Annotated in this window: 12 protein-coding genes and 1 tRNA gene; 6 read left to right on the top strand and 7 right to left on the bottom strand. The window is 71.5% G+C overall.

The window, feature by feature from the left end:
• Together G6030_RS03560 and G6030_RS03555 are read right to left on the bottom strand one after the other, a co-directional pair.
• A partial coding sequence (locus G6030_RS03560; protein WP_182642224.1) for a fatty acid synthase subunit beta domain-containing protein occupies positions 1 to 2156 on the bottom strand: 2156 nt, incomplete at its 3' end.
• Positions 2157 to 2514: 358 nt separating this feature from the next.
• Positions 2515 to 3078: a hypothetical protein gene (locus G6030_RS03555; RefSeq protein WP_182642223.1), complete on the bottom strand. Its 564-nt coding sequence runs from the start codon at positions 3076 to 3078 to the stop codon at positions 2515 to 2517.
• A gap of 147 nt (positions 3079 to 3225) precedes the next feature.
• Between G6030_RS03555 and G6030_RS03550 the strand changes: the two genes are divergently transcribed.
• Positions 3226 to 4899, top strand: coding sequence for a sodium-dependent transporter (locus tag G6030_RS03550; RefSeq protein ID WP_131884927.1), 1674 nt, complete (start codon positions 3226 to 3228; stop codon positions 4897 to 4899).
• A gap of 3 nt (positions 4900 to 4902) precedes the next feature.
• Entirely contained in the window at positions 4903 to 5043 is a 141-nt protein-coding gene (locus tag G6030_RS03545; protein ID WP_007630194.1) for a methionine/alanine import family NSS transporter small subunit, read from the top strand.
• 97 nt (positions 5044 to 5140) lie between these two features.
• Here the strand turns inward: G6030_RS03545 and G6030_RS03540 are convergent, their stop codons facing one another.
• Both G6030_RS03540 and G6030_RS03535 read right to left on the bottom strand, forming a co-directional pair.
• A complete protein-coding gene (locus tag G6030_RS03540; RefSeq protein WP_182642222.1) occupies positions 5141 to 7381 on the bottom strand; it encodes an LLM class flavin-dependent oxidoreductase in 2241 nt (746 codons plus the stop codon).
• Positions 7378 to 8784, bottom strand: a complete 1407-nt coding sequence (locus G6030_RS03535) for a glucose-6-phosphate dehydrogenase (protein ID WP_182642221.1) — start codon at positions 8782 to 8784, stop codon at positions 7378 to 7380. Before G6030_RS03535 ends, G6030_RS03540 begins: the two co-directional genes overlap by 4 nt.
• 122 nt (positions 8785 to 8906) lie before the next feature.
• On the opposite strand from G6030_RS03535, the gene G6030_RS03530 reads away from it, so the two are divergent.
• Together G6030_RS03530 and G6030_RS03525 are read left to right on the top strand one after the other, a co-directional pair.
• A complete protein-coding gene (locus G6030_RS03530; protein ID WP_007630188.1) occupies positions 8907 to 9746 on the top strand; it encodes a maleylpyruvate isomerase family mycothiol-dependent enzyme in 840 nt (279 codons plus the stop codon).
• 14 nt (positions 9747 to 9760) lie between these two features.
• Positions 9761 to 10330 (top strand): gluconokinase, encoded by a 570-nt coding sequence (locus G6030_RS03525; RefSeq protein WP_007630187.1) that lies wholly within the window; start codon positions 9761 to 9763, stop codon positions 10328 to 10330.
• A 28-nt stretch (positions 10331 to 10358) separates the two neighbouring features.
• Here the strand turns inward: G6030_RS03525 and G6030_RS03520 are convergent, their stop codons facing one another.
• The 3 genes from G6030_RS03520 to G6030_RS03510 form a co-directional block, all read right to left on the bottom strand.
• On the bottom strand, positions 10359 to 10883 hold the full coding sequence (locus G6030_RS03520; RefSeq protein ID WP_007630185.1) for a YetF domain-containing protein: 525 nt from the start codon (positions 10881 to 10883) through the stop codon (positions 10359 to 10361).
• Between the two features lie 70 nt (positions 10884 to 10953).
• Positions 10954 to 11508, bottom strand: coding sequence for a CAP domain-containing protein (locus G6030_RS03515; RefSeq protein ID WP_175285271.1), 555 nt, complete (start codon positions 11506 to 11508; stop codon positions 10954 to 10956).
• Positions 11509 to 11555: 47 nt separating this feature from the next.
• Positions 11556 to 11637 (bottom strand) — tRNA-Leu (locus G6030_RS03510).
• Between the two features lie 59 nt (positions 11638 to 11696).
• Between G6030_RS03510 and G6030_RS03505 the strand changes: the two genes are divergently transcribed.
• The gene (locus tag G6030_RS03505) at positions 11697 to 12260 is read left to right on the top strand and encodes a hypothetical protein (RefSeq protein WP_007630183.1); all 564 of its coding nucleotides are present in this window, start codon (positions 11697 to 11699) and stop codon (positions 12258 to 12260) included.
• Complete coding sequence (locus G6030_RS03500) at positions 12257 to 12631, top strand: DUF3817 domain-containing protein (RefSeq protein WP_007630182.1); 375 nt, start codon at positions 12257 to 12259, stop codon at positions 12629 to 12631. Before G6030_RS03505 ends, G6030_RS03500 begins: the two co-directional genes overlap by 4 nt.
• Positions 12632 to 12665 lie beyond the last annotated feature (34 nt).

Genomic DNA, 12665 nt, shown 5'->3' with positions numbered 1-12665 from the left:
CGGCGGGCGGCCACGGCCTCGGCGTCGCCGGCCACCTCGTCGAGGAGGCGTCCGGTGCGCGCGGCGGTGTTGTCGATCTCGTGGATGTCCGCGCCGAGCTGGCTACGGCCGGAGGCCATGCCTCCCTCGGCCTGGCCCGCGCCCACCCAGGCGTCGACGCCGGTGGTGTCCACGAGCAGCTGCTTGACCTGGGGGCTGGTGGTGGCCTCGAGGGTCGCCATGGCGGCGGTGCCCACGAGGATGCCGTCGACCGGCATGGCCGGGTAGCCGTGAGCATTGGCCCACGAGCCGGTGAGGTAGTCGGCGGCCCGCTCGGGGGTGCCGATGCCGCCGCCGACGCACAGGACGACGTTGGGGCGCTCGCGCAGCTCGCCGTAGGTCGACAGCAGGAGGGCGTCGAGGTCCTCCCACGAGTGGTGGCCGCCGGCGCGCCCTCCCTCGACCTGGACGATGACGGGCATGTGCGGGACCTCGGCGGCGATCCGCACGACCTGGCGGATCTGCGCGACGGTGCCGGGCTTGAAGCTGACGTACCGCAGGCCCGCCTCGGTCAGCTCCTCGATGAGGGCCACCGACTCGTCGAGCTCGGGGATCCCCGCGGTGACGATCACGCCGTCGAAGGGGATGCCCGCGGCCCGAGCCCGCTGGACGAGGCGCTTGCCGCCGACCTGCATCTTCCACAGGTACGGGTCGAGGAACAGGGAGTTGAACTGGGCGCTGCGGCCGGGCTCGAGCAACTCGGCCAGACGGCGGGTGTTCTCGGCGAAGATCGCCTCGGAGACCTGACCGCCGCCGGCGAGCTCGGCCCAGTGGCCGGCGTTGGCCGCCGCCGCGACGATCTGCGGGTCCACGGTGGTGGGCGTCATGCCGGCCAGCAGGATCGGCGAGCGCCCGGTGAGGCGGGTGAACGACGTCTCCACGTGGACGCTGCCGTCGGGCAGCGTGATGAGCTGCGGCTGGAACGCCGTCCACGGCCGCTCGATGGGCGGCGTGGCGCCCGGGGTGAACAGGTTGCGCAGGCCCCCGCGGGTGGCCGCGGCGACCACGCCGACGCCCTGACCGCGGACCACGGACCGGTTGAGGCGGGTCAGCGCCTCGCCGGGGCCCATGTCGAGGACCCACTGGGCACCGGAGTGCAGGGCCTCGGCCATCTCCTCGACCCAGTCGACCGGCTCGATGAAGACCTGGCGCGCCAGGTGGACGGCGCGCTCGACGTCCAGATCGCAGGCGCGGGCCCAGCGGGAGACGATCTCGACCGCCGGCGCCATCGCCGGGTGGTGGAATCCGACCTCCACGTCGAGCGGGTCGAAGACGGGGGCGAAGACCTCGCCGCCGGTGAGCTTTGCCTCGCGACGACGACGCGACTCGGCCTCGAGGTCGGCGCAGTGACGACGCAGGTCCTCGAGGTCGTCCGGTCGGCCGACCACGACGTGGCGGCGCTGCGCGTTGCGGATGGAGACCGACGGGCGGATCGACGCGTCGACGTCCGAGAACAGCTCGTCGACCAGCGATCGCAGGGCCTCGCCGTCGATCCCGGACACCCCGACCATGGGGCTGGCCTGGCCACGGCGGAACAGACCCACGCGCCGCCCGACCAGGGTGGCGGCGGCGCCGATGAGCTCGGCGACGGCCAGCAGCCGGTCGTCGATGGACCCGAAGGTCTCCACCGACTCCACGGCCAGCACGCCCTGGGAGTGTCCGACCACGGCCGCCGGGGCGGTGTCGTTGACGTCGAAGCCCTCGGCCGCGAGGGCGCGCAGTGCACCCATCTGGGTGAGCAGGACCGCGGGGAGGGAGACCGCGGCGGCCGACAGGGAGGCGTCGTCGGGCAGGTCAGCCGCGTCCTCGTCCTCGCCGGTGGTGGTGTTGGCCCACTCGATGGGCCGGAAGCCGTGGGTCCGCACGACCGCGATTTCGTCATGGACGGGCTCGGTGAGGGCGACGGAGGCGTCGACGAGGTCCTGGAGCTCCGGCCCGATCCCCGTGCCGTCGATGAGATCGCTGAGCGCGTCGCGCCAGGCGATCCCCTGCCCGCCGAAGGCGAGCGCATAGGCCGTACCCTCACGGAGTTCGTCCGCGAGGGCGCGGGCGGCGCTACGGGCCGCGAACCCGGTCTCGATCGGGCGGGGGGTGAGGTCGCGGTCGTCGATCGTCACGTGTGGAACTCCTTGGCACTGCGTCAGGGACATCGCCGGAATCGGTGACCGGTTTCGGCGCAGCGCACAGATTGCCACACAAAGTTGAGGGGCCCCTCAGATTGCGGGGGTACGACCGACCGAATCGCGGGTCAGCCGTCGGTCGGCGGCGGTGATGCCCGCCACAAAAAGACATGACGCGCGCCTCATATCTACAGGTGAGGCCACCCTCAGGTTCTGCGTTTGCGCGGTTATCGAATTGTTACATCTTTTCAGGGACTCTCGGGCTACCAGGGCGTGTCGTCCAGCCCATACGGGTGTGCTGCCGACGCGCCCGCGACCCGGTACGGGACGACGCGTCGCCACTGCCGTGCCGCGATCAGGCGCCGCAGCGCAGCTCCTCCATGGCCCGCGCGTCCAACCCTTCGGCAGCGCACAGATCGGCGGCCAACCGGCGCGGCCCGGACGACCACTCGACGTGGGCGGCCCGCGCGGCCCGCCCGAACGACACGGTGACCAGGCCACCGATACCGGGCGTCTCGTCCGGCGCGAGCGCCCCCTCCCCCACCCGGTCGATCGCCACGACCTCGGCGACGGTCGCTGCCCCGGGCGCGGGGATCAGCCGCAGCTGCACGAGGTGACCGTCGAACGCCCCCATCCAAACGGCGAACGTACCGGTGCCGTCCGGCCGGAGCTCAAGCGTGCGCCCGTGCGAGAACCACCGGCCGGTCTCGCGCACGACGTCCGTGGGCGTCAGGACGGCCGGGGGCGGTACGGACGCGGCCACCGGTTCGACGGGCGCCACCACGGTCGGAACCGCCGGCCCGCCCGGCGCGAGCGTCCGCGGGGAGGCGGCGACGAAGCCCGCGCCGACGGTGAGCGTCACGAGCGCCGCGGCGACGAGCAGCCGATTCGCGGTCCGCCCTCCTAATTGGTGCCTCATGGGATTACCCTAATCACACCAGCCACGTGACCGAGTACCCGACTTGCGTCGATTCGATCACCAAATGGCAACCGTCCGACTAGAAGTAGGGGACTCGGAGCACGGCTCAGACCTGAACCCGCCCGCTCCCCCGCTGAGGAGGAATCCATGTCCACACCCGCCGCCACGGGCGGTACCAGGAGACGCGAGGCCTTCTCGGGGCGCTCCGTCTTCGTGTTCGCCGCCATCGGCTCCGCCGTCGGCCTCGGCAACATCTGGCGTTTCCCCTTCGTCGCCTACGACAACGGCGGCGGCGCGTTCCTCATCCCGTATCTGGTCGCGCTGCTCTCCGCCGGTATCCCCCTGCTGTTCTTCGACTACGCCATCGGCCACCGGTTCCGCGGCTCCGCTCCCCTGAGTTTCCGCCGCATGAACCGTTTCGCCGAGCCGATCGGTTGGATCCAGGTGTTGGTGTCCTTCGTGATCGCCGTCTACTACGCGGTGATCCTCGCGTGGGCGGCCTGCTACGCCTGGTTCTCCGTCGACGGCCGCTGGGGCGAGACCTATGAGGAAACCGCCACCTTCTTCTCGGAGGACTTCCTCCGCGCCGGGTCCGGCTTCGGCCTGGACTTCGTGCCGCTCATCACGGGCGTGTTGGTCGTTGTATGGCTGTTCACTCTCGGCGTCCTCATCGCGGGAGTTCAGAAGGGCATCGGCCGGACCGCTCAGATCTTCATCCCGCTGTTGATCGTCTTGTTCGCGGCCCTGGTCATCCGGTCCCTGTTCCTCGAGGGGGCCGCCGACGGCCTCAACAACTTCTTCACGCCCGACTGGGGCGTGCTGACCGACCCCGGTGTGTGGATCGCCGCCTACGGGCAGATCTTCTTCTCCCTGTCGGTGGGCTTCGGCATCATGCTGACCTACTCGTCGTACCTCAAGCGCCGGTCGAACCTCACCAGCTCGGGTCTCGTGGTGGGCTTCTCCAACTCCGCGTTCGAGGTCCTGGCCGGTATCGGCGTCTTCGCCACCCTCGGCTTCCTGGTCTCCTCCGCCGCGGGTGCGGGTTGGGACGATGTCAGCGGCGGGCCGGGCCTGGCGTTCATCGCCTTCCCCGCGCTCATCTCACAGATGCCCGGCGGGCCCATCTGGGGCGTCGTGTTCTTCGCGTGCCTCATCCTCGCCGGCCTCACGTCGATGATCTCGATCGTCGAGGTGGTCATCTCCTCCTTCCAGGATAAGGTCGGCGTCTCCCGCACCACCGCAACGTTGGCGATCGGCGGCCCGATGGCCATCGTGTCGATCCTGCTCATGCCCACCGAGACGGGCCTGCAGAACCTCGACATCCTGGACAAGTTCGCCAACAGCATCGGCATCGTGGGCATCGCGCTCATCGCCCTCATCGTGGTGATGTTCGCGCTGCGCCTGGGTCCCACCCTGCGCGACCACCTCAACTCGGTCTCTTCGTTCAAGGTCGGCCCCATCTGGATCGTGTGCATGGCGGTCGTCACCCCGCTCGTCTTGGCGTACGCGCTGTTCGGCGAGATCCGCAGCCTGGTCTCGGAGCCGTACGAGGGCTACGACGCCGCCGTACTCGGCGTCTGGGGCTGGGGCATGATCGCCGCGATCCTGGTGCTGTCGGTGATCCTGTCCCTGCTGCCCTGGCGCGGGGCCCGTCACCTCGACGGCCCGCCGGCGACGGACGACGATCCAAGCGACGCCTTCTACGAGGACCAGTTCGACGCGTCGGGCTCCCCCGTCCGGGCCGACGCGGCCAGCGCGACCCGCACGGCCGGCACCGGTACGCGCGGCAACCGTACCGAGACCACCCGAAACGAGGGCTGAACCATGGACACCGCAGCGATCATCATGATGGTGCTGTTCCTGCTCGTCATCTGGGGAGGCCTGGCACTGAGCATCGCGCACTTCGTCCGGCAGCCCGACGACATGACGGAGGAGAACGCCGCACGCGCGTCGCGGAGGGTCTGACCGGCCGGACAGACAGACGGCCCCGGTTCCCGAGCGGAACCGGGGCCGTCGTCGTCCCGCGACCCGCGGTCCCGGGGCGGCCGCCCACCGCGACCCGCTAGAGACGGCGGAACAGACCATGCGGGTCGTATCGGTCCTTGATCCCGGCGAGCCGGTCGAAGTTCGAGCGGTACGCCTCGCGCGTGACCTGCGGCCCCGTCTCGGTGGTGTAGCCGATGTAGAGACCGTCGACGTGGGGCCGCATCCGCGCCCAGGCGGCGTCGACGAGCCGTTCTCGACCGGGCAACATCCAGGCCGCGGCGAACACCTCGGCGTCGCGGTGGGAGAAGGCCATCGCGTCGGCCGGCACGTCGTTCACGGCCCCGCCGACCGAGCGCAGCTCGAGGCGCGCCACGGCCGCGTCGGCGAGCAGCGCCTCGAGCGCGTCGACCGTCGCGTCGTCCATCTCGCGGACGTATCCGTTGCGCATCCGGATGGTCTGTTGCCCCACGTGTCTCTGGTCGAGCGGCGGCACGAGCGCCGCGTAGGGCACGACCTGCGCCTGCTGTCGCAGCACAGGGGCCAGCGAGAGAAGCGGCGTGAGACCGGCCGAGGCGGCGTCGACATCGTCGCCTGCCCAGATGGCCTGGAGCTGGGCGATCGGCGGCTGGGCGCCGCGTCCCCGCTGCATGGAGACGAACGTCGTCAGCTCGCGGGGGGCGTCGCGCATGGTGTCCGACCAGGACCGGAGGAAACCGCCGGTGTCGGTGGCGTCGTAGAGGAACTCGCCGTAGACGACGTCCCCGCTCCCCAGGTCGATCGCCTCGAGTTCGAGGGCGGTGACGACGCCGATGTGCCCGGCGCCGCCCCGGACGGCCCAGAAGAGGTCCGGATGCTCGTCGGGATCGGCGCGCACCATCGTCCCGTCGGCCAGGACGAGGTCGGCCGCGACGATGTGGTCGACCGTCATCCCGTATCTGCGCACCATGTAGCCGAGCCCGCCGGAGGTCCCGAGTCCGCCGACGCCGGTGTCCCCGAAGTTCCCGGTCGTCATGGCCCATCCGCGCTCGGCGAGGGCGGCGGCGACGTGGCCCCAGGTCGCGCCGGCACCGATCCGGACCCGGCGGGTGGAGTCGTCGACGATCTCGATGGAGTCGAGGCCGGACACGTCGAGCAGGATTCCGCCCGGCCGGACCTCCACCCCCATGCCGTGTCCTCCCGAGCGGACCGCGAACGGCGCCGGCTGGCCGGCGGTGAATCGGACCGCGGAGACGACGTCGTCGACGTCGCGCGCCATGATCACCGCGCCCGGTCGGCCGGTGTACATGTACCCGGACCGGACGTCGGCGTATCCCGCGTCCCTCGGGGTGATGACGCGATCCCGGAGACGGTCGGGCACGGCGGCGAGGTCGATCATGTCGCTGAGCTCGGCGGTGGGGTCGGGGCTGCTGAGCCGGCGCACTCCCCGGACGGTGATCGCGGGGCGCTCGAAGGCGGGCCGGACGGTCCCTCCCCGCTCGGCGGCCACCCGCTCGCGGGCCTCGGGGGCGATCTCGGCGCCGAAGCGCTGGAGCGTGCCCGGATCGTCGGAGCCGAGGATGAAGCCGGAGAAGCCGTGGTCGAGCGCGATCTGGGCGATCTGTTCCGCGCTCAGATCGGGCCCGATGTTGAGGATCCGACGGATATCGGCCGGGGAGCGTCCGGCGTTGGTCGCGGCGTCGTCGATACGGGCGTTGCCCTCGGTGAGGTCGGCGAGGGACTTCAGATGGGACATCGACGGCAGCCACCCGTCGGCCTTCCGACCGACGAGCCGGAGCATGCGCGGTTTGTAGGCACCGAGCCAGATCCCGATGTCGTGGGCGGGTTCCGGACCGCGCCGGGCGCCGTCGACCCGGTGGTGATCGCCTCCGACACGCAGCGGGCCGGGCGAGGTGGTCTCCCACACGCCGCGGATGATGTCGATCCCCTCCTCGAGCGCGGTGACGCCCTCCCCCGGAGTGAGCCGCTCACCGCCCATCGCGGCGATGCCGTCCCAGAACGCCCCGGCACCCAGGCCGAGCTCGACGCGTCCCCCGGACAGCAGGTCGAGGCTCGCCACCGAGCGGGCGAGCACCGCGGGCGGGCGGAGCGGCAGGTTGAGGACGTTCCCGGCGAGGTGCACTGTCTCGGTGCGGGCCGCCACGTAGCTGAGCAGGGTCCAGGTGTCGAGGAAGCCGGCCTGGTACGGGTGGTCCTGGAAGGTCACGAGGTCGAGCCCGGCGGCTTCGCTGAGCTGTGCGAGGGCGACCGGGCGGTCGGGGTCGGAGTTGGTCGGCGTGATGAAGCTGCCGAACATGAGCGGATGCCCGTAGTCGGTCACGAGATCCTCCCGGCCTCGACCCCGTACCGGGTGGGCGGGCCGTCCGAGCCCGCCTCGTACTCCTCCATTGGGACCGCGCCGGACTCCCAGGCCTCGATCACCGGGGTGAGGATCCGCCAGCACTCCTCGGCGACGTCGCCGCGGACGGTGAGGAGCCGGTCCCCGTCGAGGATCCGTCCGAGCACCTCCCCGTACGGGAGCAGGTCGCTGTCGCCGAGCTCGGTGTCGAGGCGGGAGTCCTCGAGCGCGAGACTGTCGCCGGAGGCGCTGGTCGTCAGGTCGAGTGCCACCCGGCCGGGCGCGATGCCCATCGTGAGCCGGCTCCGCGGGACCTCGCCCGCGAACGCCTCCGGGACGTGTCGCGGCGGCCGGAACGTCACCGTCACCCGCATCGAGTCCTCACCCAGTGCCTTGCCTGACCGGAGCCGGACGGGCACTCCCGCCCAGCGCTGGTTCCGGACCTCGAGCACCACCTCGGCGAGCGTCTCGGTCCCCCGCGACGGATCGACGCCCTCCTCGTCGGTGTAGGCGACGACGTCACGGCCGCCCGCCCTGCCGGCCGTGTAGCGGGCGCGACGAGAGCACGCGGACGGGTCGTCCCGCCACACGTGGGTGGACCGGAGGGTGGTGGCGAGCAGGTCGTGCAGTTCGGTGGCGTCGAGTCGCGCGGGCGCCTCCATGGTGACCAGCGCCGTCACGAGCAGCAGGTGCGACTGGAGCATGTCGACCAGCGCACCGGTCGAGTCGTAGTAGCCGGCGCGGCCCTCGAGGGCGAGGGTCTCGTCGGCCACGACGTCGATGCGCTCGACGTGCTCGGCTGTCCACACGGGTTCCAGGACCCGGTTACCGAACCGCATTCCGAGGATGTTGAGGACGTTCGCGTCGCCGAGGAAGTGGTCGACGCGGTGGACGCGGTCCTCGGGGACGAGGTCGAGGAGCAGCGCGTTGAGGTCGCGGGCCGAGGCGAGGTCGGTGCCGAACGGCTTCTCGACCGCGAACCGTACGTCGTCGCGGAGTGGGCGGCCGCGCAGTCCCTCGCACGCCGTGGCGGTGACGGCCGGGGGCAGGGCGAAGTACAGCACCACCGGGCCGTCGAGCCCGTCGATGAAGTCGGCGAACGCGTCGGCGTCCGTGACGTCCAGGGCGACGAAGCGAGTCGTCGCCGCGATCCGGTCGGCCTGGTCCGGTCCGCAGCCGCCCTCGCGCAGCGCTGACCGGACGAGTCCGCGCCACTCGTCGTCGTCCATACCGGATCGGCCGGAGCCGACGACGGTGACGTCCCGCTCCGGGTCGCGCGCCAGGAGCGAGCCCAGGCCGGGGAGCAGGAGGCGCTCGGTGAGATCACCCCCGGCCCCCAGGATCGCCAGGGTGGGGCGGTCGTTCTGTGACGTGGTGGTCGGCATGCGGTCGGGCCTCCGGGCGGGTCGTCGCCCGGCGGCTCGGTCCGGGCACTACTCGGCTGCTCGCCCGACGCTACCCGCGCGATCGTCCACCGGCCGGGCGCGACGCCAGTAGCCTCGGCGGCATGGACAGCGAGTCGAGCGACACGGCACCCGTCGAGGTGCGCCACCTGGTGCAGCAGTGGAAGCGCCTCGACGAGGTGCTGGCGGGCCTGAAGAAGGACGACTGGACGGCGGCGACGGCGCTGCCGGGGTGGACCGTGCGCGACATCGTGGCGCACATCGCCGGCACCGAGCACATGCTCGCCGGCGAGCCGGTCCCGGACATCGAGTTGCCGGAGTCGGCGCGCGAGCACGTCCGCAACCCGATCGGTGAGCTCAACGAGAAGTTCGTCCAGGAGGCCCGGTCGCTGGCGGTCGAGGACGCGTTCGCCGATTTCCGGGAGGTCGTCGCCGAGCGCACGGAACAGCTCGCGGAGCTGTCCGCCGCGGACCTCGAGGCGGAGACGGACTCCCCCGTCGGTCGCGTGCCGTACCGCCGCTTCATGGGGGTGCGGGTCTTCGACTGCTGGGTCCACGAGGACGACATCCGGCAGGCGCTCGGCATGAAGCACCATCTCGGCGGTGACACCGGGCGGTTCGCCGTCGAGGAGATCGTGCGGGCCCTGCCGCGCATCGTCGGGAAGGGCGCCGGCGCCCCCGACGGGTCGCGTGTCCGGTTCCGCGTCGTCGGTGAGGACGACGCGGATCTGCCGCTGGCCACCGACGTCGTCGTCGACGGACGCGCGCGGCTCGCCGATGTGGACGACGCCGCGCGGACCACCGTCGAGCTGGTCTTCGACACGGCGACCTTCGTGCGTGCGACGACCGGCCGCATCACCGCCGAGCCGGGCCACGGCGTGGAGGTCAGCGGGGACGAGGATCTGGGCCGGGCGATCCTCGGATCGTTGGCCTTCACCATCTGAGCCCTCGGGAGGTGGTGACGACGACGAGGAGCTCGGCAGCCGACGAGCCGGGGCACACGCCCGGTCCGCACATCGTCGTCATGGGGGTCTCCGGCGCCGGGAAGTCGACGGTCGCCCGGGCTATCGCCGATCGGGCGGGTGCGGAGCTGGTGGATGCCGACGACCTGCATCCCCCTCGCAACATCCGGAAGCTGGCGGCCGGGGAACCCCTCGCCGACGACGACCGCTGGCCGTGGCTGGAGGCGGTCCGCGACCGCATGAGGCACCACGACCACTCGCGCGGGCCGGAGGCGCCGGCGCCCGACCGCGGCCTCGTCGTCGCGTGCTCGGCGCTGCGCCGCGCCTATCGCGATGTGTTGCGCGAGGTCCGCCGCCCGGTGTTCTTCGTCGAGCTCGGCACCGATCCGGAACTCATCGCCGCCCGTCTCGCCGCCCGCCGCGGCCACTTCGCATCCGATCGGATCCTTGAGTCGCAGGTGCTCACGCTGGAGCCGCTCGCGGCCGACGAGTACGGGATGCTCTGCCCGATCTCGCAGCCGGCGGACGAGATCGCCGAGGACGTGCTGGCCGCGCTGTCGGGATGAGGCGGCGGTCAGCCGGGCTCGGCCGTCGTCAGCCCCGGTGCTGCCGCGCCCACCCCGGGACGTCCTCGAGGACGGATCCGTCGCCCAGCGACGACCCGGTGATGACACTCATGCTGCCGTCGTTCTCGAGGATGACGGCCGCGACGTCGCCCAGGTCGCCGATGCCGGAGGAGCGGATGGTCTGGCGGATGTCGGCGTGGGTGAGGCGGTGGCGGGCGATCTGGTCGTCGAGGAAGACGCCGTCGCGCACGAGCAGCGTCGGGTCGGCGGTGAGGACGGCCCGCCCGGCCCGCGACCTCCTCAGCCGCGAGACGGCGTACTGCAGGACGACGAGCAACGCCATCGCGATCGCGCCCTCGGTCCAGGACACGTCGGAGCTGAGGATGATGGTCGCGAGCGTGGAACCGAGCGCGACGGTGACGACGAAGTCGAAGGCGTTGAGCTGCGTCAGGGTGCGCTTGCCGAATACCCGCACCACCAGCACGAGGAACGCGTAGGCGGCGGCGCCGACGAGCAGGACGCGGAGAACGTCAGGCCAGTTGTCGAACCACATGCCCGCACCGTACCGACGAGCCGGCGCCGACGAGCCCCCGTGCCGACGAGCCCCATGCCGGCGGCCCGGGCTACCTCTCCGCCATCGGGGTGGCGAAGTGCTGGACATAGAGATGCGCCTCCGGCAGGCCCTGGTAGGCGGCGGTCCGCATGCAGACACCCACGCGGGTGAAGTCCGGGTCGAGGATGTTCTCCCTGTGGCCCGGGCTCTGCATCCACTGGGCGACCGGGTCGGGCCCGCCGGTGGACGAATAGAAGAGGTTCTCCGCTGCCCTGTGGTAATCGACGCCGGCCTCGCGGATGAACGTGCCCGGGCCGCCGCGGCCGTCAGGCGCGTGATGCGCCCAGTAGTCCCTCGCGATCATGTCGTCGGCCTTCGCACAGGCACTGTCGCGGAGCTTCTCGCTCGCGTCCAGTGCCGGGAGCCCGTTCTCGCTGCGCTGCGCGTTCGTCCGCTCCTCCACCGGGGACGGTTCCGCCGGAGGCTCGAGCGGCGCCGCGCCACGGGGGTCCGTCCACGGGAGTCCCCCGTTCACCGCGAGATCCGACTCCGCGCAGCCACTCATCACCGACGCCACCAGGATCACCGACGCGACCGCCGCCCTCGCGACTGTCCGGTTGCTCATCCTCATCACCCGACATCCTGATCACCCGATCCGAGTGGAGAGACCTGTGCGCCCGGGGAGACTTGAACTCCCACGTCCGTAGACACTGGAACCTAAATCCAGCGCGTCTGCCAATTCCGCCACGGGCGCGTCACCCGGGGGTACCGGGCGAGATGAGCTTACCGCGTGGTCAGCGGTACCGTGGAGGCGTGTCCGACACCCTGAGTTCCCGAGCGACCGGAGACGAGGCCGCGTCCGCGGATCCGGCGCCGTCCTCGGTCAAGCACCGTCCGGCGTGGATCGCGTTCGTCGTCCTCGGCGCGATCGTGTGCATCGGGATGGGCCTGTGGCAGCTCGCCCGCTACCAGGAGGCCAGCGGCACCGTCCAGAACCTCGGGTACACGTTCATGTGGCCGTTCCTCGGGGGCTTCCTCATCTACGCGTACCTCAAGTACGTCCGGATGGAGGCCGCCGAGGACGACTGGGCCTCCGCCTCGGACGGTACCGCCGGCGCACGGGGCACCGACGACGATGACGACGACGAGGCCGACCCCCGCGCGGCGGACCTGCCGGCCGCCGGGAAGAACGGATCGGGCCGGGACCGCTTCGGCGTCCTGACGGAGATCCCCGCCGACCTGCTCCCGACCCGTCGTCCCGCCGCGGACGCCCGGGCCCGTGACGAGGGCCTGGACGCGTACAACGCCTATCTCGCCGAGCTGGCCCGGAAGGATCGGGCGGCCGGCGGCAACCACCAGGAGAGATCCGCTTCATGACCGCCGCAACCCCGCCGCAGACCGACAACCGCAGGCCGGACCCGGGCGGGAAGGTCGCCGGTGCGCTCAAGCGTTACCGCGTGCTCGCCTGGATCACCGGTGTGTGGCTGCTCGTGCTCACCGTGGAGATGATCTACAAGTACCTCATCCTGGCCGACTCCTCGGACGCGCCCGAGTGGTTCACCTACATCGGTCAGGCGCACGGCGTGTTCTACATCCTGTACTTGTTCATGACCCTGGACCTGGCGATCAAGGCCCGCTGGCCCGCGACGCGCACGCTGCTCACCGCGCTTGCGGGGACGATCCCGTTCCTGTCGTTCTGGTTCGAGCACAAGCGGACCCGCGACGTCCACGCCGAGTACGCCATCTGATCCCGCTCAGCCCTCGGCGCGCGCGGCGAGCACC

The organism is Dietzia sp. E1 (genome assembly GCF_014145015.1).
GTDB lineage: Bacteria > Actinomycetota > Actinomycetes > Mycobacteriales > Mycobacteriaceae > Dietzia > Dietzia cinnamea_A.
The sequence above is the reverse complement of the archived record's forward strand: the minus strand, read 5'-3'. Positions and strand labels throughout refer to the sequence as shown.

Bases quoted from the DNA above. Each gene is read 5' to 3' on its own strand.
- G6030_RS03555 (WP_182642223.1), bottom strand. From the start codon at position 3,078: ATGAGGCACCAATTAGGAGGGCGGACCGCGAATCGGCTGCTCGTCGCC.
- G6030_RS03535 (WP_182642221.1), bottom strand. From the start codon at position 8,784: ATGCCGACCACCACGTCACAGAACGACCGCCCCACCCTGGCGATCCTG.
- G6030_RS03500 (WP_007630182.1), top strand. From the start codon at position 12,257: ATGACCGCCGCAACCCCGCCGCAGACCGACAACCGCAGGCCGGACCCG.
- G6030_RS03550 (WP_131884927.1), top strand. From the start codon at position 3,226: ATGTCCACACCCGCCGCCACGGGCGGTACCAGGAGACGCGAGGCCTTC.
- G6030_RS03545 (WP_007630194.1), top strand. From the start codon at position 4,903: ATGGACACCGCAGCGATCATCATGATGGTGCTGTTCCTGCTCGTCATC.
- G6030_RS03530 (WP_007630188.1), top strand. From the start codon at position 8,907: ATGGACAGCGAGTCGAGCGACACGGCACCCGTCGAGGTGCGCCACCTG.
- G6030_RS03515 (WP_175285271.1), bottom strand. From the start codon at position 11,508: ATGAGCAACCGGACAGTCGCGAGGGCGGCGGTCGCGTCGGTGATCCTG.
- G6030_RS03520 (WP_007630185.1), bottom strand. From the start codon at position 10,883: ATGTGGTTCGACAACTGGCCTGACGTTCTCCGCGTCCTGCTCGTCGGC.